Consider the following 18,759-nt stretch of genomic DNA (forward strand, 5'->3'; position numbering starts at 1 on the left):
TAAGCGCTCACTGCTGAGCTTGCACGGAAAGTCCACTGGACTTTCCGTCTGAGCAAGCTCACGCTCCGAATTGCTTTCGCGCGCGCAATGCTGCGCTCAAGCAGGTCGTCGCGCAAACGCGAGGAAAACTTACGGCAAATGTAGTTAAAAACAGACAACAGAGACATGCGCGCAGAAACCGTACTGCACCAGTAACGAAAAATCCCCGGCAAACGTTTTGTAGCATCATTTGCCGCAAGGTAGTGATTAAATGATGATAGTCGGTGCAGAAGCAAGTGAGCTTTGAGTATTCTTTGAATATTAAGGTATTGCGCCGATTGCAATTGGGCCAGCAATTGAGTTGATAATTGGGCTATCAATTGAAATAAAATCAAGCAATTAAGAATGCGGAATATTGTAACTAAAGCGATTATGCTATTGCAGTAGAGCTATTTGCAATAATGCTGTTAGCAGTAATGCTATTTGCGATTATTCTGTAAATTTCATACAAGGAGTAGGTATGAATAAAGCCCTTATTAACATTGATTATACGAATGATTTTGTGACAAGCGATGGCTCTCTGACTGTAGGTGAGCCTGCGCAAAAGCTTGAGAAGCGTATTACTGAGATTTCGCAGGAATTTCTTGACGCTGGAGAGTTCGTGGTTTTTGCGATTGATACGCATCATTTGAACGATCCGTATCATCCTGAAACTAAACTTTTCCCACCTCACAATATCGCCGGAACTCACGGTCAGAAGCTGTACGGCGCGCTTGGTGATTTTTACGAGGAAAATAAAGATAAAAGCAATGTGTATTACATTCATAAAACTCGCTACTCGTCGTTTAATGGCACGGATTTGCTGATTAAGCTGCGCGAACGTCATATTGAGGAGTTGCACTTGGTGGGTGTTTGCACGGATATTTGCGTGCTTCACACTGCTGTTGATGCGTATAATCTTGGCTTCAAAATCGTAGTTCACAAAGATGCAGTCGCAAGCTTTGATCCGCAAGGTCACGAATGGGCTTTGCGCCACTTTAAGACTTGCCTTAATGCGGATATTGTAGAAGGCTGAGAATTTTAGCTAAAAATATTTAAATAAGTATTCAATAGTTATTGAGAATAATAGACGCTGGTTGCTTTAAGCTACCAGCGTTTTTGTTTATTCGGAGTGTCGACTTGCTATTAATGAGAATCATTATTATTATTAATAGACGTTGTTAAAAATCTTCCATAATTATTTGCGAAAAGAAGAGCGCATATAACGATAAGAAGATGAAGTGTAGAGAGCGAAATAGTAATTATGACTCAGGTCATTAGGGATATTGTGAAACGTGCTTTTGCAATGGCAAGTGTTGCAATACTTGCCATTGCCGTGCTCGCATCAGGATTTAGTGCAGCTTTACCGGCAGTTGCATTAGAAAATAGTAATCCTGGCGAAAAATACGATCCTACAAAAAAGGAAGTGCTAAGTCACGGCCATACGGACGTATTTTACCCAATTCAATACAACGGTAAATTCATTATGGCCGTCGAAAAAGACGGTGCCACTTTCTTAAAGCCTGAAAACACTACTTTGCGTGTAGCAAAAAACACGTATACTACAAAATCGCAGCTTCCTGCGCTCGCTACTGAATACTACTATCTCGATGGTTCCGGAAATCAAAAAGGAAACCCCCTCTTCCCGGGTTGGGACACAGGTTATGCTGCAACTTTAGTTGGCGCACCTCATGCAGATGACGCAACAGCAGATATTGCAATTCAGCAAGTTACTGGACCAATGAACGGGCGCATTCTGCTTTGGACTACCGATGGTGCTGGTAAAAATTCGAAGAAATTATCGTTTGAAGAGAACGATTTAGACGACGAACCTGATACTGATGGCAGTCGATTTATGCTACCTGGCGTAATTCACCAACATACTGCTGGCCACGTGCATGCAAACTGGGGATTTACGCAGCCTGGCGTTTACAAACTAAAAGTAGCAGCAACTATTACAAATAAGAACACTAAGAAGCAGATTACAACCGAACCTGCAGAATACACTTTTGAAGTAGAAGATACATATTCAGGCGAAGTACCTGCTGGCATTACGGAAACGCTTGATTTGCACCGTCGCGGTGATTCTATTAATCCTGACGATGATGAAGAAGCACACGAAGCTTCCAAAGATCATAAAGACACGGATAAAGACGATGGCGGCGATATGCGCATCGGCAATATTCGTGATTCCGGACCTCATCCGCATTATCATTCATACGAAGGTTATGGTGGTTTAGACTTAAAAGTAGTTAACAAACCAAAGGGTGCTCGTATTGAGTGGAGATATGTGCGTGCTGACGAAGGTCCTGACGCGTATGGAACCACTCTTTTTGCTGAGAGATTGCAGCTTCCAGCTGAGCCTGCAATGAACAAGATGAAAGTGTATGCTCACGCAACTGAAGGTGAAACGCAAGTTGGCAAAGATACTGCGTCTGCAACCATCGCCGTTGAAGATCACGGTGCTGACGGACATCCTGTAGTAAAAGCAATTGCTCCTTATAAGCGTTTCAAACCAGGGGATACTTTACACGCGAAAACAGTATTGCTTAACCCTCATGTTGCAACCGACGGTGTTACCGGTGTGCCAATTGACGATCCGACAAGTCCAGTAACTTCCATAGTCAAAGATTATGTTTGGTTGATAAAAAAGGAAGGAGAAAGCGAATTTAAGCGCATTTCTGGTGCCGTGAACAGCAAGTTGGAGCTAAAACTTGATGCGTCAATGCAAGGTGCAACGATTCGTCCTTCCTTAGTTTTAAAGAACGGTGAACTTTACCGTAATAAAATGTTTGATGAGTTTTGCGATTATGTTATTGAGATGAAAGGTGTTCCTCACTCTCATAACCATGATGGCGATGATGATCAAAGTGGTTCTGATTCTGAAGATGATGAGAACTCTCACGGGAAAAAGCACCATGAGAAGCGTCGTAATAAGCGCAAAAATAAGACTAAGCATTTTGTTGGTGGAAAGAACTTTTTGAAAGGTGTATTCGGCGGCACTGCAAATTCGGGACTATTTGGATCTAGTTCTAATGGTGGATTCCAATTCGAATCTAATTTCTTTAAGAAATCCAACAGAAAATTCAAGCGCACAAAGAAGAATCGCAATAAGACTAACCGCACTAATCGTAAGAATAATTCTAAAAATAATACGCAAAGTGGTGCTAGTTCTGGTTCTAGTTCTTTTACAAGAACAGAAAATTCAAGCGGAACATCGTTACATAATTCATCGCGACGAACTTCTGGCGGAACTCATACTAAGAACAAGAGCTCTAAGAAAAGTGGACAGACTATTCGTAATTTCGTAAGAACAGATAATAATTCTGGCAATAAGTCTAAAAATAGTTCTGTCAATAACTCTGATTTTGTTAAGAATACTGAACGTCATGCTTTGCAAGGTGCAAGGCAATACAACGAAGAATCTGATGAAGCGTATGAAGATGATTCAGATGATACAAAAGGTGATGGTTCCTCGACTAAGTGGGTTGCGGTTGCAGCTTCAGGTGCGAGCGTCGGCTTATGCACAATAACTGGCGCATGCGGAGCATTGATACGTTCTAAATTGAAATTGTTGTAAATGGTATTCGTATTATTACTAGAAAGTTTAAATAATGAATTACAAACAAAATGAAACATTGCAAGTAAAACGAAAGCATGTATATTCTACTGCGCTGCTTGCGCTCATATTTTCTTTAGTAACTTTGGTTGCATCTTTATGTGCACCAAATCCAATGCAGGAAACTGCTTATGCTAATGAAGGCAATCAGCCAGTTATGATTCAAGCAGGTCATGCTGATTTTGGACCAACGCTAATCGACGGCAAATGGAAATTGAAGATTCGTGATGATACTGGTGACGAACCAGTGTGGCGAGACCCAGAAAATGTGGTATTTAAATTAGGTGGCAATTCAATAATTCCTATGCCTGATGATGCTGCCTACAGTTTTATTGGCGAAAAGCCTGGAACCAAGCTTTACGTAATTCCACAAACTCAAAATCCTGATGTGCCGTGGCTTGGTTGGAATACGCAGGAAGGTGGCGTGCTTAACGAGCTCGATCGCGGTGCAAACCTTTCTCTTGAAGGAGTAAGCGGCCCGGGTAAACTGCATGTTTACTTAGAAAATGGCAACAACAATCCACAGCAACTTTGGGATAGTACTAAAGGATATCCGCAAAACAGCTGGATTGAAGCCAACGCTCATACTCACGTGAATTGGGTGTTTTCTAAGCCTGGAATTTATCATGTGAAGCTTACTTTTTCAGGAAAGCTTAAAAATGGACGCGCAGTAAGCGATACGCGTGTTCTTAATTTTGCAGTTGGAGATAATACCGATCCTAATGCTGCTTTAGGTGCGGGTGCTGCTGGAGCAAGTGGCAACGAGGGCGACGAAGAGGGTCAAGATGAAGAAGATAACGATGAATCCGAAAAAGATGAAGCTAATCATCATCACGAACTCCTTCACAACAAGCATAAGCATTCTCACAAAGTATCTGAAAAAAGTGACGATACAGCTTTAGTTCTTCAAATTGTAGGTATTTTTGTGGCTATTATTGCCGTAATTATTGTGATTTTTGTACTAATAGCTGTAGTTAAAAGCAAGAAAGCACGAAATCTTGCGCTTGCTAAGCAAGTTTCTGCACAAGCTAATCAACAGTATGCAAATAATGCAAATTCTGTGAATAATGCAAATGGTGACAATACCTTGCCAAATCTAGTGCGTGATCAAGAAACGACAGTAATGTCACCAATTAATAATTCTCAATATTCTCAATCAGACAATGTGCAATCTGATGGCACTCAGTGGAAATAATGGTGTGACGAAAATGGTTCGTAATAGTATAAAGAAATTATCTCGCGCTTTGTTGGTGGGCGTGTGCTTGTGTGGCATGATGATGGGAACTCCCACGGCTTTTGCTGACAATGGCAGTGACGCAACTGTTGTAAGCGGAAAGAAATCTTCTAAAGATTTTACTGCCATAAAAAAAGCCAATTTTGCAGCGTGTACTGCTGCTAGATTAGATAAAACTGCTTCACAACCTGCGGCTGATAGTAAAGTTGCAATGTGCCACGCATATAAAGGTCATGCTGATGTTTTTGCAACTTTCTTTGATAGTGCAAGCAGGCGCATGGTATTAGGAACCTTGGGAGATGCGTTTGAAAGTGAAGATCATAATGGCACTCGTTACGATACGAATCGGCTTATTTTTGAAGTCGGTTCTAAAAATATCATGCAGTTTTCCAAAGATGAGAACGATCCGATAATAAAAGAAATCTACGCAACAACTCGCGAAGGTGTAGTCTGGTTCTTTGATCAATCTGGAGCTGGAAATACTGGTGCATTATGGCCTGGTTTAGATACTAGACCGTTATATAAGGGAGCTGGTTCTACAACAAAAGTTAATCCAACAGTTAAATTGTCGCTAACTGGTATCGAAGCACCCCACAACGGCGAAGTTTTTATGTACACTCGCAGCGGTGACGATTATGAGAAAATGCTTGGTTCTGTTGACGGATGGCCGAAAGATGTTGACATCACTGAGACTGGTGGCAAGCATTCGCACATGTATTGGTCTTTTAACCGTCCTGGTGTGTACAAGTTAAAAATGAAGGCTACTACTACCGTTGGTGACGAGGAGCAAAGTTCTGAGCAAGTCTATACATTCCACGTCACTAATCATGATGTAACAGCTGGGGATTTTGCTGATTATGATGGCGTATCTTTTGACGGTGATGACGGTGATGAAGATGGTGAAGATGACGAAGAAGATTCAGATGATAATGATGATTCTCAAGGTGAGGATCACAGCATTAATGTGCAACAAAGTAACGGATCTTTCTTCATTAACGGTAACAACAACACTGTGTATGTGACTCCATGGTCTGGAGCAAAAATGCAACAACAAGGACTTTTTGGGAGTAATAACGGTGGTCTTATTCATGGGGAACATAACGCGAAAAGCGGAAAGCAAGATTCTCAAAGTCAGCAATCTGCTGCGACAAAGTTCAAAGACATCAAGGGTGACAAACTCGTTATAGACCACGGTCATGTTGATATTGCTGTATATACTGGCGATTCAAATAAAGTTGATATGGCTGTGCAAGAAGATGTGACAGGAAGTCACGTATTTAGAGACACAGATACAGTTGTGTTCGCAGTTGGTGATGCTGGCAAAACTAACGGCGTGTATCGTATACCTCAAACTCAAATTGATGGTGTGCCATGGATGGGTTGGAATAATCAGTCTATGAATCCGCATAAGCCAACTCAATTGAGCCTAACAGGAGTTGAAGGTCCTGGAAACGTACGCGTTTGGATGTTCGGCGGCTTGGGCGGTGGAGATCAAGAGATTTTCTCCACTCAAGGAGCAACAGATTATACGATACCTGCGAATACGCATGCTCATGCGAATTGGGATTTCGACGAACCGGGATATTACACATTGCAATTCCAAGCTTCTGACGGAAATTCTACAGTAACTCGCAATATTCATGTTGCTGTTGGTGTTGATCCACAAGAAACGCCAATGGGGTATGCTGGCGGCCGCGAAGATAATGTAAAAAAGGATCCACGAGGCAGAAAAGGTGATCCTTTTGTACCTTATAATCCACCAAAACCTGCTGATTTGTCTCGTTTTGGCGGAAATCCTTTTGTTGGTGGTCGTGGTTTAGGATTGAACAATTCACACTCTGGAAAACAATTGCCAAGAAAAGCTAAAAAGCATAAAGGTCTTGTTTCAAAAATTAGTAACAAGAGGCTCGCTAAAAGTTTGTACCGACAGAAATTGAACGATAATGACGATGTTGCGAAGTCTGAAGCAAAAGGTGTAACAGGATTATTTAAGCGAAATCCTTTACTTGCTTATTCGCTTCTTGCTGGTGGAATTATTGCTGTGCTTGGCGTTTTGGGTGCAGGAATTTGGTATCTGTACAAGCGCGGACTTATTAACTTCAACTGGCTGTTGCGCTATTAGTAGTAGGAGTGTGTAAGGGTGATTCATAAGCCCAGAAAAGTAAAGCAAACTTTATTTTCTTCGATTGGTGCAATTGCAGTCGTCGCGTTTATTTTGCCGCTTTCTGCTTGTGGTAGTGCTAACGGGAATCGTGCAGGACATCGCGATGGTCGCATTAATGTAGTTACAACTACAGGCGTTTTGCGCGATATGGTGGCGAATGTAGCAGGGGATGCCGCAAATGTGAGTTCAATCGTACCTGATAATGCAGATCCGCACTCTTACGAGCCGCGATTGCGTTCAATTCGAGACGTTGTGTATGCGGATGTGGCTTTTAGTAATTACATGATGCTTGAGGAGCATGGTGTTATTACTGCTTTAGACGCAAATTTGCGAAAAGGCGTGCCAAATGTGCAACTTGCTGAAGAAAGCGTGAAACATGCGGCGGATATTATTCCAATGATCGAAGATGTGTCGTTGGACACTATTTGGCTTGGTCTTGCTACAGAACGTCAAACTTTGCAGCAGGTTGAGGAAACTAAAGGTGCTAGAGAGCAACAAAAATCTCAAGAGAAATCTGATAAGTCGCAGTCTTCTCAGGTTTCTCAATCTTCACAATCAAACGCGCCTTCAACTGTAACGAAAGAAGGACGCGCTACTGTAATAAAGCCAAAAGCATACAACATGAAGCGTTCGGACAGGATCCGCTTAACTGCAACTAAAGTAACCGGTCCTGGTTCGCTTTTTGCTTACCTTACTGGCACTTTTGGAAGCGTAGAAACTTACGTTAATTCAGCAAACGGAATTAACGATGAAGATCATGTGGATTTGCCTGCGGACGCGCACACGCATTTAAGTTGGGCTTTTAGTAAGCCAGGAGAATATACCCTCGGTTTTCACGCAGATATGCTCAATGCTCAAAACGAAAGAGTTGCAAGTTTAGGAAACGCAACTATGCGTTTTGCTGTTGGCATTAACGCGCAGAAATTAGCGAAAAAGCGTGGAGCTAGCGTAGTTTTGAATCAAGGTCATGCAGATTTGGCTTACGATTTAGCTAAACGCGGATTTTTGTACAGAGTTGACACTTTGCAAGAAAAGCGGTCAGTTGCGCCAAAGCGCGTATACTATGAGCCGCGAGACGTAGTAGTAGAAGTGCCGACTAATGCTTTAAAAGAAATTCCAGCTGAACAAGGCTATAGATTCCTTGGATTTGCAAGGCAGAAAATTTATCAACTTCCTCAAGCTGTTCTTGGAAAACATGTTCATGGAGATATTGATCCGCATTTATGGCAGTCAGTGAAAAACGGAATTGCTTATGTGCGCACAATAGCTGACCGCTTGTGCGAAGTTGATCCTAAAAATGCTCGCAAATATCGCGCAAATGCGGATCGATATATTAATAAACTTCTCGACGTAGACGCTTATATGCGTAAAAAAGTTGCGTCAATTCCAAAAGAGCGTCGCAACTTGGTTACAACGCATGACGCTTTTGCATACTTAGGTAAAGCTTATGGCGTAAATATAGCAGGATTTGTAACAATCAACCCTTCAAGCGAGCCAAGCGTGCAAGATAGGCGCAGACTTTCGCAAATTTTGCGCGACTTGGAAATCCCTGCAGTGTTTTTGGAGCCGAATTTGATTTCTCGCTCGTCTGTGCTTAAAGAGCTTGCGTCTGAAGCACATGTGAAAGTTTGTCCAATTTATGGTGACGCTTTCGACGCGAATGTGCGAACTTACGCGGATATGATGCGAGCTAACGCGGATTCTTTAGCGAAATGTTTGAAGTGAAAGTGTTAAAGGTAATAAATATGGAAGAAAATGCAGTAATTTGCGCACAAAATTTGAATATTTCGTACGGGAATCGCGCTGTTGTAAAAGATGTTTCTTTTACCATTAATAGTGGCGAATTCGTGGGATTACTTGGCGCAAACGGTGCCGGTAAAACAACGCTATTTCGTGCAATTATGGGTTTGATTCCGCATACTGGAAAACTCGAAGTGCGTGCTCCTCATATGGAAGGTGCGAAACTTAATTCTCGCGTATCTTACGTTGGATACGTGCCTCAACGTCACGATATTGCGTGGGATTTCCCACTTTCTGTTTTAGATGTAGTGATGATGGGTAGGATTCGTCATATTGGTTACGTTCGTCGCGCTAAAAAAGAAGATTACGAGATCGCATTAAACTCGCTTGAACGCACAGGAATGGCTGATTTCCAAGATCGCACGATTGGTGAACTTTCTGGAGGTCAGCGGCAACGCGTTCTTGTTGCGCGAGCATTGGCTGGAGAGCCGCGTTTACTTTTGCTAGACGAACCGTTTACTGGACTTGATATGCCTACTCAGGAACTGCTTACCGATTTGTTCTTAAAATTGTCTGCTTCTGGTGAAGCAATTCTCATGAGCTCGCACGATATTATTGGTTCAATTAACTCATGCTCGAGAATAATGCTATTTGATGGCACTATTGTGGGCGACGATGAGCCGCAACATTTGCAAACAGAACAGTGGGTACGAACCTTCCACGTAGCTCCGCAAAATCCGCTTATTAAAGCAGTTGAGCGCGTAATTGGTAAGGAAAGTGTGGTGAAAGAGTAATGTTATCTCCAATAGAATTTATACAAGATTTAACAAATCCAGACCTTTGGTTTTTGCTAAAAGCGCTTATTGTAGCGTGCCTTTCTAGCGTAATTTGCGGTGTAGTTGGATGCTACGTAGTACTTAGAGGAATGGCGTTTATTGGAGATGCTGTAGCTCACTCAGTATTCCCAGGACTTGCTATAGCCTTCGTATTGCAAGGAAATCTGCTATTTGGAGGAGCGCTCGCAGGAGTTGCAACTGCGCTAATCGTATCTATTTTTAGCCAAAATCGCAGGCTTCGCGAAGACTCATTTATTGGCGTATTTTTCGTATCTGCTTTCGCTCTTGGAATTGTGATTATTTCTAAAGCATCTGGCTACGCCGGCTCTTTGGAATCCTTCTTGTTTGGCTCGATTACAGGTATTCCTGATTCAGATATTGCTGTTGTTGCTTTTACTGGTTTGATTATTTTGGCTATATTATGCATGTTCCACAAAGAGCTTGTGTGCGTATCGATGGATCGAGAAACTTCGCGCGCAATGGGATTGCCAGTTGCATGGTTAGATGGAATGTTGTACGTGTTAGTGGCTATCGCTGTAGTTGTTTCCGTGCAAATTATTGGAAACGTGCTTGTGCTTGCTCTGCTTGTGACTCCTGCTGCAACTGCGCGACTGCTTACCGATCGGCTATCTAGGATGATGATTTTAGCTCCTGTTATTGGTTGCGTTTCTTCGATTATTGGAATGTATATTTCGTGGAGCTTTGATACAGCAACAGGCGGAACAATTGTGCTCGTAGCAACCGCTCTATTCGTGCTCGCTTGGGCGTGCTCTCCTAAACATGGGTTGATTGCAAAAGTAGGTCGTAGCGTAGGTTTATAGCATGCTGCACAATAGAAAGCATGGTATCAAAAGGAAAACCTTCGCCAAGAAGTGCAGTAAAACCACTCAGTGATGAGCAAGTAAAGCTTTTAGCAAGTAAACACAATTTAGTTGATCCAACGTATTACTATCCAACAGGAAAACGTAAGCCAAATCAGGCAGAAATTGACGCGCAAAATCCTAAAGCCGCAGAAAGGTTGCTCGAAGGAACGTCGCGCGTATTGCGTTCGCGTTGCAAAGTAAAGGCGTGGGGATTAGAAAACGTGCCAGAAGAAGGCGTGTTTATTACCGCTTGCACACACGTGACGATGTTTGATGTTTTCATACCTATGACTGCACTATTCCACCAAGGTCGTCGTCCGCGCTACATGGCAAAAGCGGAACTCGCTCACTGGCCAATCTTAGGCAAATGGTTCCAGCTTGTAGGCATGCAGCCGGTTCCTCGCAGAAGCGGAAAAGCGCGAGAAATAGAAGAAGAATCTATTAAAATCCTCACCAATGGCAGACCTTTAAGTGTATGGCCTGAAGGAACAGTTACGCGCGATCCTAAAAAATGGCCTATGAGCATGAAGCCCGGAATTGGTATAATTGCTCTCGAAGCATCGCGCAGACTCGGACATCAGATTCCGCTATTTTGCGCGGTTACATGGGGCGCGGCAAGCATTAACCACTGGTGGCCATGGCCAAAGAAAAATGTTGTAATGTGCTACGATACTCAACTTGATTATGCTGACTTGCTAAAGGGGAGTGAAAATTGGGGAGAGCTACCTCCTCTTGAATCTGCTGAAGAGTTGGCTCGTCGCGTGCGTGTGCGTATGACGCAGATTATGGAAGAAATTCGTGGAGAAAAATCTCCTGCAGGATACTTTGATTACAGGCAGATGAAACGCGTTACGGAAGAATAAAAAATATACAGAAGAATAAAATAAAGTATCTTTTAAAAATCCCGTAAAGCGGCATGTGTAGAATTATGTAATAGTGTGATTACAAATAAATAGCTATACAGTAGCTTATAAAACTCACAACCGAAAGGCAGGACGTAAAACATGAACATTACGGTGTTGGGTGCTGGTGCTTGGGGAACTGCGTTTGGACAAGTACTTGCGGATGCAGGAAATCAAGTGACAATGTGGGCAATAGAGCCAGAAATTGTTGAAGGAATTCGCGATCATCATCATAATGGCGTGCGTCTGCCTAGCGTAGAAAAACTTCCAGAAAACATGACTGCAACTGGGGACCGAGCAGAGGCTGTTGCAAATGCGGATATTGTAGTCGTGGCGATTGCGGCACAGTTTGCTCGCGTTGCGTTGGAAGGTTTTGTGGGTTTGATTCCACAAAATGCGATCGTTGTTTCGCTGATGAAAGGCATTGAGCGCACAACCGGCAAACGTATGGATGAAGTTGTGTGCGAAGCTTTGAACTTACCGCGTAACCGTTTTGCTGCACTTTCCGGACCAAACTTGAGCAAGGAAGTTGCATCTCGCCACCCGGCTGCAGCAGTAGTTGCTTGCGCAGAAAAATCTCAGGCAGAAGTAGTTGCAAAAGCATGCTCAAACAGCTACTTTAAAGCATTTGTGTCAACAGACGTAATCGGCGTAGAAATGTGTGGCTCGCTTAAAAACGTGGTTGCGCTCGCAGTTGGTATGGCTCGAGGTGCAGGATATGGCGAAAACACGGCGGCTATGATTGAAACGCGCGGTTTGGCAGAATTGACGGCATTGGGCGTAGCAGAAGGCGCGGATTCGCGCACTTTTGCAGGTCTTGCTGGCTTTGGTGATTTAGTTGCAACTTGTGGATCTCCTCTAAGCCGCAACTATACTTTCGGTGCAAATCTTGGAAAAGGCATGAGCGTTGAAGAAGCAACTGCCGTGAGCAATGGTGTTGCAGAAGGCGTGCCAACCACAAGCGCAGTAGTTGCAATGGGCAAGCGTTTGGGTGTTGCAACTCCGCTTGCAAGTGCAATGGCTCGCGTGCTTGAAGAAGGAATTTCCTGCCAAGAAATGCTCGCAATGCTTTTCGACGACGACGTTTGCGAAGAGTAAGTAGCGTTTGCGAAAATAATCAAAACTAGTCCAAAATAATTAGAATAATTCAAAATATATAAAGGAAAAAAATGACGAAAAAGCGTGTAGTGTTCTTGTATGGCGGTAAGGCAGACGAACATTCGATTTCTTGCATATCTGCTGCTGGAGTGCTCAGTGCTGTAGACGAAAATCGTTTTGACATTGTGCGGATCGCAATCACAAAACAAGGCGAATGGATTGTTGGCGGCGAAGATCCGCGAAACTTCCGTATGGAAGAAGGAGAGCTTCCGGTAATAACAAAAACTGCTGGAACGCGCGATGTTGTGCTAGACCCTGCCAAAGGCGCAGACGGATTTTTAGCCCGCGAAAATGACGGTACACTTACAAGTTTGGGTCATATTGACGCTGTTTTCCCAGTTCTTCACGGTCCGAACGGTGAAGATGGCACTTTGCAAGGCTTGCTAGAAATGATGCAAGTTCCATACGTTGGTTGTGGAGTATTGGCTTCGGCTGCGTGCATGGATAAATACTATGCAAAGCAACTGTTTAAAGCTGCTGGAATTAATGTTGCTCCTGGAATTGCACTTGATGCGCGCAAGTTTGCAAGCGACGCGGAAAATCGCTTTGATGCATACGCAGAAGAAATTCTTACTCAAGTTGAAGCAGCAAAACTCGAGTATCCGCTTTTTGTAAAGCCAAGCCGCGCAGGTTCCAGTTTTGGAGTTACAAAAGTTGAATCGCGCGATGCTAAAGCCTTAGCAGAAGCTATTTTTGAGGCTTCAGAGCACGATTGGCGAGTGTTGGTAGAGCAGGGAATTGATGCACGAGAAATTGAGTGCGCGGTTCTTGCAGCTCGCGACGGCGAAGAACCGAAAGCAAGCTGGCCTGGAGAAGTTGTGCTAGACAAGCGCGAGGCTGGTGAAGACCAGTTCTACGATTTTGACAGCAAATACATGGATTCCGCAGCTTCGCACGTTGAAGTTCCAGCAAACTTGCCAGCGGAAACTTTAGAGCGCGTTCGCAAAACGGCGCTTGCAGCGTTCAAAGCGGCAGATGGGCGGGGACTAAGTCGCGTAGATTCTTTTGTAACTAAAGATGGTCGCGTAATTCTTAACGAAATCAACACGATGCCTGGATTTACGCCAATCTCCATGTATCCAAAAGCTTGGGAAGCAACTGGAATAAGCTACAACGATTTAATCACAAAGCTTATTGAAGGCGTTTTGAAATAATTTAATCAACTGTAAAGCAGAAACAAAAAGCAGCAATAAAAAGGAATAAGTATGCAAGATTTGCAAAATTCATGGCGCGACGACACTTATTTGTTAGCGCGCAAACGTCAAGGAACTATTGGCATGTCTTTATGCGTATTCCTCGTAGTTTGGATTGCTGTTGCCTATGTTCTTGGAGTTCTTTCTTCACAGTTTGTGCCTAAGAGCATGCTAAGCGACTCTCTTAACACATTACTTGTGTCGGATATTTCGCAGTGTTTAGTCGCTTTACCAATCGCAATGCTTATTATGCGCACTGTTCCTGCGGCAAAAACCCGACAATTCTCTATGAAATTTAGCCAATTTGGCGGATTCTTTGCTGTGTGCATACCGATTATGTACATTGGTAATATAGTTGGCGTTTTCCTAGCAACAGTTCTTAGCGGTGGCAAAGCAGAAAATCGCGTATCAGACACTATTGCAGCGGGAAATATGTGGGAAACCTTCATATTCGTGGTAATTCTTGCGCCAATTGTGGAAGAATGGCTTTTTAGAAAACAGCTGCTTTCTCGTTTGCGCGCGTACGGAGAAAAGCGAGCTATTGTATTTTCTGCACTTGCTTTCGCGCTTTTCCATATGAACATTTTCCAATTCTTCTACGCATTTGGACTTGGACTTGTTTTTGGCTACATTTATATTCGTACGTCCAAGTTGAGCTACAGCATATTTCTCCATATGATTGTGAATTTCCAAGGAAGCATAGTTGCAATGTGGTTGGAAAAGCAGCTGGTTGATGCAAGCGGAAATATGATTGACGTAGAAAAGATGTCTCGTCAGGAATTAACTAGACTGCCAACCGGTTTTATTCTAGCTGGAATTTATGGGATGTTTATGATTGCCATGCTTATAGTAGGCGTGGTTTTGCTAGTTCGCCGCCGCAAGTATCTTGTATTCTTCAATGCTCCGCAAGAACTTCCGAATAAAGCTGGCAACAAAGCATTGTACGGAACTGTTGGAGTAATAGCATTTTTGATTATTTCAATACTTCTTAATTTGCTAATGTTATTTGTGTAAAAGCGAGTAAAAAATAATCGCATAAAAATAAAATATAAAATAAATCAACGAAGGAGGCGAAAGTTATGCAAAGCAATCAGTCGACTAAAACTATTCGCGTAGGCCTACTTGGGGCTGGAACTGTTGGGTCTCAAACAGCGCGACTAATAGTTGAACAGTTCAATGAGCTTAAGAAGCGAACTGACGCTGAAATTGAGCTTGCAGCAGTTGCATGCTTACGCCCGGAAGAAGTTGATGCGCCTTGGATTAAGCGTGATTTGCTAACTACAGACACTGCCTCTTTGTGCGCTCGCGAAGACATTGATATTATAGTCGAGCTTATTGGCGGACTTGAGCCAGCTCATACTTTTGTAAAAAGTGCGTTATGCCACGGAAAATCTGTTGTTACTGCAAATAAAGCGTTGCTTGCGAAGTTTGGTCCGGAATTATACGAGTGTGCAGAAAGTCATGGAGTTGACTTGTACTTTGAGGCGGCTGTAGCAGGAGCGATTCCTATTGTTCGACCGCTTCGAGAGTCACTTATTGGCGACGAAATTACGCAAATTTTCGGGATTGTAAACGGAACTACCAACTATATTCTTGACGAAATGACTGTGCGCGGACTTGATTTTGATTTGGCTTTGCACGCGGCTCAAGAAAAGGGTTATGCTGAGGCAGATCCGACCGGAGATGTTGAAGGTTTCGATGCTGCAAATAAAGCTGCGATTCTTGCAACTCTTGCATTCCAAATGCCAGTAAGTATTGACGACGTATCCGTTGAAGGAATTAGCGCGATTACTGCTGAAGATATTGCTGCAGCGAGCGCGGAAAAGCGTGTAATTAAGCTACTTGCAGCAGTCGAAAGGCATTGCGACGGTAAGTCAAAATCGGATGGCGGAGTAAGCGTTAATGTGTATCCGGCGCTTGTTAGTGCGGAGCACCCTTTGGCGTCGGTTCACGGCAGTTTTAATGCTGTGTTTGTGAAGGCGCAGGCTGCAGACGATTTGATGTTCTACGGACGCGGTGCCGGCGGCGCTCCAACTGCAAGTGCTGTTGTTGGAGATGTTGTTAGTGCTGCTCGAAATCTTGTGCGTGGATGCGCAGGTTTTGGCGTGCCAATGTACAACAAGTATGTGCCGGCTTCTAGCGAGCAGACTAGAGCGGATTTTGTGATTCGTTGCAATATGGAAGATACTTCTTTGGCTTTGTGCAGCGAAGTTATGGATGTTTTTGTAGATCATGGCGTTGCGGCTGAACGTTTGGCTTCGGCGTGCCAAGCTAAGTATGCGCAAACTGAAGCTGATTCGGATTGCCCACAGTGCGGTCTTGGTGGACCTGGCAGTGTGCGCGTGCTTGTGCGCGAATGTTCGGAAGCTGCAGTTCAAGCTATTTGTGAGGATTTGCAGAAGTTGGATGTTGTGTGTGGAAAGCCGCTAGTTTTGCGCGTTATAAAGTAGAGAAGCTGCAGGTGGTCGTATGAAGCCAGTGTGTAACAGTGTTTCCGTGCGCGTGCCAGCGACTAGCGCAAATCTTGGTTCTGGTTTTGATACAGCCGGTATTGCGCTTGATTATGCGGATTCTTTAGTTTTTACTCTGGATGATAATCATTCTAAAAATTCGCTTGATTATGCTGGAAACGTGCGCGTAATTATTCACGGCGAAGGCGAGGATACGCTTCCAAAAGATGAAACGCATCTAGTTGTAGCGACTTTTCGCAAAGCTTGCAAAATATTTGGTCTGCCAAACTTGCGATTTACGTTAGAAGCGCATAATCGGATTCCGCAAGCGCGCGGTATGGGCTCTTCTGCAGAAGCGATTGTTGCTGCAGTTGCTGCTGCTTGGGCTTTTGCGCACGAAGGTGAGCTTAATCGCGAAGCAATTTTCGAAATCGCGGCCGCAATTGAAGGCCATCCAGACAATGTTGCTCCTGCAGTTTTTGGCGGTTTAACGATGAGCTGGAAGCTTGATGCTGGGGAAGGCAAAGGTTCTGTGCGCGTGGCTGGAGATTGTGAAACTCCGCTTTCTACCGGTTTTCATACTGTGCGATACAAAGTTTCGCAAGATATTTCCGTGTCTGTATTTGTTCCTGATTTCGAGCTTTCTACAGAGCTTGCTAGGCGCGCGCTTCCAGCAAAAGTGCCGTATGGTGACGCAATATTTAACGTGTCGCGAGTTGCAATGCTACCGGTTGCTTTTGGTGAGTTAAATAGCGATTCTGAAAATGAATTAGGCACAATAAAATCTGATATTTCGAGAAATGCGTTACTTTTTGCAGCAACTCAAGATGCTCTTCATCAACCGTATCGTGCAAATCTTATGAAAGATTCATGGAAGCTAGTGGAAACGTTGCGCGAGCATGGTTTTGCTGCAGCGATTTCGGGAGCAGGATCGTGCGTTGCTGTATTTTATGCAGGAGACGCTGAGTGCAATAAGAGTGCGGTTCAAAAAATCGACGCGATTGCTGAGCCGTGGCTTTCGCGTGCTGGCTGGCGTGTTTTGCATGTGCAGGTTGATTCTATTGGCGTTGCAATAACTCGCGAATAACCTATGTGAAGTTGTAAAAGGGAAGGGTAAGGTATGACAGTTTCGTTGATTTTGGCCTCACAGTCTCCAGCGCGTAGGGCTGTTTTGGCGGCCGCTGGCGTGATTCCGGTAATTCACGTAAGCGAAGTGGATGAGCCGGCGGCTTTGCGTGATGCCGCTAGTGAGCGAGGTACGAGCGTTGAGCAGTTGAACGTTGAGCAGCGAGTTTCTATTTTGGCTCGTGCAAAAGCTCAAGCTGTGTACCATGCGTGGAAGTGTGTGGCGGATGCGGCTGCTTCGGCTAGTGGCGATTTAGTTGTGGGGTATCCGCTGGAAGCTGAACCTGCGGGATCTGAATCTTCTGAATCTGCTGGTAATGCTTTAGCAAGCGATTCGCAATCAGACGTAACGCATAACGTAGATACGGCGCAAACTCGCGATTTTTCAGGCGTTACTGTTCCTACAAAAACTTTCGATATTCACGATTTTGCATATACGAGTAAATCTTCTCATGATTGTAGCGGTGTGCTGATTGTTGGCTGCGATTCCATGTTCTTACTCGATGGTGAGTGCTACGGAAAGCCGCATACTCCTGAAGTGGCATTTGAGAGAATCAAGCAGATGAGTGGAAAAACAGGACAATTGTGGACTGGTCACTGCTTAATCGACGCAAAAACCGGCAAAACTATTTGCAAAACAAGTCATGCAAGCGTAACTTTTGCGCAAATGAATGACGCGGAAATTCGCGCGTATGTAGCAACTGGTGAGCCTCTGGAAGTGGCAGGATCCTTTACGCTAGAAGGTTTTGGCGGAGCTTTTATTGAAAGCATTAATGGAGATCCTCACGGTGTTCTTGGAATCAGCTTGCCGCTGCTGAGACAAATGGTTTCGGAGCTTGGATACGCTTGGCCGGATTTGTGGAATAAGGAAAGCTTGGAAGAAACTGGCGAAAAGAATGATCCGACTTCCACGGAAGTGCCTAAAGAAAATGTGCATCAGCCGGGAGATGGCTGGGTGCATTGCGATTGTGGCCGCAGACATTGGGGTCATAACGGAGCTGCTGGAGTGCTGCTTGCTAGGCGAGATGCTGAAACTGGTCGCGTGACGCACGTTGTGATGCAACATCGTGCTCTTTGGAGCGCTGAAGGTGGCACTTGGGGCATCCCTGGTGGCGCAATTTCCGACGGAGAAAGCGCGATTGAGGGCGCGCTGCGTGAGTCTTTCGAGGAAGCAAATATCACTTCGGGAGATATTGAAGTTGTTGGAGCTTACCGCGAAGATCATGGAAATTGGTGTTATACAACGGTTTTTGCGTTTGAAAAGCTGGGGCATAGTGTGAATCCTTGCGCGCACGACGACGAGAGTATGGAAATTAAGTGGGTGCCGATTGACGACGTGCCTAAGCTGAAGCTGCTTACGGCAATGCGCACGGATTGGCCGTCATTCCGCGCTCGTCTCGATTCTCTTGCCTCGATTCGCTAGTTGAGCAAAGGTAGTTGCGCAAAGTTAGCTTCAA

General features: G+C 44.2%; 14 protein-coding genes. All 14 read left to right on the forward strand.

All coding sequences use genetic code 11. The features are described from left to right. Positions 1-499 precede the first annotated feature (499 nt). The gene (locus tag D0T18_RS05545; protein ID WP_116440645.1) at positions 500-1,054 is read left to right on the forward strand and encodes a cysteine hydrolase family protein; all 555 of its coding nucleotides are present in this window, start codon (positions 500-502) and stop codon (positions 1,052-1,054) included. A gap of 228 nt (positions 1,055-1,282) precedes the next feature. After that, positions 1,283-3,598, forward strand: a complete 2,316-nt coding sequence (locus D0T18_RS05550; RefSeq protein WP_116440646.1) for a choice-of-anchor M domain-containing protein — start codon at positions 1,283-1,285, stop codon at positions 3,596-3,598. Between the two features lie 34 nt (positions 3,599-3,632). After that, the gene (locus D0T18_RS05555; protein ID WP_004109103.1) at positions 3,633-4,832 is read left to right on the forward strand and encodes a choice-of-anchor M domain-containing protein; all 1,200 of its coding nucleotides are present in this window, start codon (positions 3,633-3,635) and stop codon (positions 4,830-4,832) included. 13 nt (positions 4,833-4,845) lie between these two features. After that, positions 4,846-6,993, forward strand: a complete 2,148-nt coding sequence (locus D0T18_RS05560) for a choice-of-anchor M domain-containing protein (protein ID WP_205411953.1) — start codon at positions 4,846-4,848, stop codon at positions 6,991-6,993. A gap of 18 nt (positions 6,994-7,011) precedes the next feature. After that, complete coding sequence (locus D0T18_RS05565) at positions 7,012-8,760, forward strand: anchored repeat ABC transporter, substrate-binding protein (RefSeq protein WP_116440648.1); 1,749 nt, start codon at positions 7,012-7,014, stop codon at positions 8,758-8,760. A gap of 20 nt (positions 8,761-8,780) precedes the next feature. Then, the gene (locus D0T18_RS05570) at positions 8,781-9,569 is read left to right on the forward strand and encodes an anchored repeat-type ABC transporter ATP-binding subunit (protein WP_012914491.1); all 789 of its coding nucleotides are present in this window, start codon (positions 8,781-8,783) and stop codon (positions 9,567-9,569) included. Continuing rightward, a complete protein-coding gene (locus D0T18_RS05575; protein WP_116440649.1) occupies positions 9,569-10,432 on the forward strand; it encodes an anchored repeat-type ABC transporter permease subunit in 864 nt (287 codons plus the stop codon). Before D0T18_RS05570 ends, D0T18_RS05575 begins: the two co-directional genes overlap by 1 nt. Positions 10,433-10,452: 20 nt before the next feature. After that, positions 10,453-11,337: a lysophospholipid acyltransferase family protein gene (locus D0T18_RS05580; RefSeq protein ID WP_116431517.1), complete on the forward strand. Its 885-nt coding sequence runs from the start codon at positions 10,453-10,455 to the stop codon at positions 11,335-11,337. Positions 11,338-11,478: 141 nt separating this feature from the next. Then, the gene (locus D0T18_RS05585) at positions 11,479-12,474 is read left to right on the forward strand and encodes an NAD(P)H-dependent glycerol-3-phosphate dehydrogenase (protein WP_116440650.1); all 996 of its coding nucleotides are present in this window, start codon (positions 11,479-11,481) and stop codon (positions 12,472-12,474) included. A gap of 71 nt (positions 12,475-12,545) precedes the next feature. Then, positions 12,546-13,688, forward strand: coding sequence for a D-alanine--D-alanine ligase family protein (locus D0T18_RS05590; protein WP_116440651.1), 1,143 nt, complete (start codon positions 12,546-12,548; stop codon positions 13,686-13,688). A gap of 51 nt (positions 13,689-13,739) precedes the next feature. Next, positions 13,740-14,741 carry a CPBP family intramembrane glutamic endopeptidase gene (locus D0T18_RS05595; protein ID WP_102703268.1) on the forward strand — a complete coding sequence of 334 codons (1,002 nt, stop codon included), beginning with the start codon at positions 13,740-13,742 and terminating at the stop codon, positions 14,739-14,741. A 65-nt stretch (positions 14,742-14,806) separates the two neighbouring features. Next, complete coding sequence (locus tag D0T18_RS05600; protein ID WP_116440652.1) at positions 14,807-16,177, forward strand: homoserine dehydrogenase; 1,371 nt, start codon at positions 14,807-14,809, stop codon at positions 16,175-16,177. Positions 16,178-16,196: 19 nt separating this feature from the next. Then, positions 16,197-17,264, forward strand: a complete 1,068-nt coding sequence (gene thrB, locus D0T18_RS05605) for a homoserine kinase (RefSeq protein ID WP_076003080.1) — start codon at positions 16,197-16,199, stop codon at positions 17,262-17,264. 33 nt (positions 17,265-17,297) lie between these two features. Further along, positions 17,298-18,725, forward strand: coding sequence for a Maf family nucleotide pyrophosphatase (locus tag D0T18_RS05610; protein ID WP_116440653.1), 1,428 nt, complete (start codon positions 17,298-17,300; stop codon positions 18,723-18,725). Positions 18,726-18,759 lie beyond the last annotated feature (34 nt).

The sequence above is a fragment of the Gardnerella swidsinskii genome (assembly GCF_003397705.1).
Lineage (GTDB): Bacteria > Actinomycetota > Actinomycetes > Actinomycetales > Bifidobacteriaceae > Bifidobacterium > Bifidobacterium swidsinskii.

Coding starts and splice junctions, on each gene's coding strand:
- D0T18_RS05545 (WP_116440645.1), top strand. CDS start 500: ATGAATAAAGCCCTTATTAACATTGATTATACGAATGATTTTGTGACA.
- D0T18_RS05550 (WP_116440646.1), top strand. CDS start 1,283: ATGACTCAGGTCATTAGGGATATTGTGAAACGTGCTTTTGCAATGGCA.
- D0T18_RS05555 (WP_004109103.1), top strand. CDS start 3,633: ATGAATTACAAACAAAATGAAACATTGCAAGTAAAACGAAAGCATGTA.
- D0T18_RS05560 (WP_205411953.1), top strand. CDS start 4,846: ATGGTTCGTAATAGTATAAAGAAATTATCTCGCGCTTTGTTGGTGGGC.
- D0T18_RS05570 (WP_012914491.1), top strand. CDS start 8,781: ATGGAAGAAAATGCAGTAATTTGCGCACAAAATTTGAATATTTCGTAC.
- D0T18_RS05575 (WP_116440649.1), top strand. CDS start 9,569: ATGTTATCTCCAATAGAATTTATACAAGATTTAACAAATCCAGACCTT.
- D0T18_RS05580 (WP_116431517.1), top strand. CDS start 10,453: ATGGTATCAAAAGGAAAACCTTCGCCAAGAAGTGCAGTAAAACCACTC.
- D0T18_RS05585 (WP_116440650.1), top strand. CDS start 11,479: ATGAACATTACGGTGTTGGGTGCTGGTGCTTGGGGAACTGCGTTTGGA.
- D0T18_RS05590 (WP_116440651.1), top strand. CDS start 12,546: ATGACGAAAAAGCGTGTAGTGTTCTTGTATGGCGGTAAGGCAGACGAA.
- D0T18_RS05595 (WP_102703268.1), top strand. CDS start 13,740: ATGCAAGATTTGCAAAATTCATGGCGCGACGACACTTATTTGTTAGCG.
- D0T18_RS05600 (WP_116440652.1), top strand. CDS start 14,807: ATGCAAAGCAATCAGTCGACTAAAACTATTCGCGTAGGCCTACTTGGG.
- thrB (WP_076003080.1), top strand. CDS start 16,197: ATGAAGCCAGTGTGTAACAGTGTTTCCGTGCGCGTGCCAGCGACTAGC.
- D0T18_RS05610 (WP_116440653.1), top strand. CDS start 17,298: ATGACAGTTTCGTTGATTTTGGCCTCACAGTCTCCAGCGCGTAGGGCT.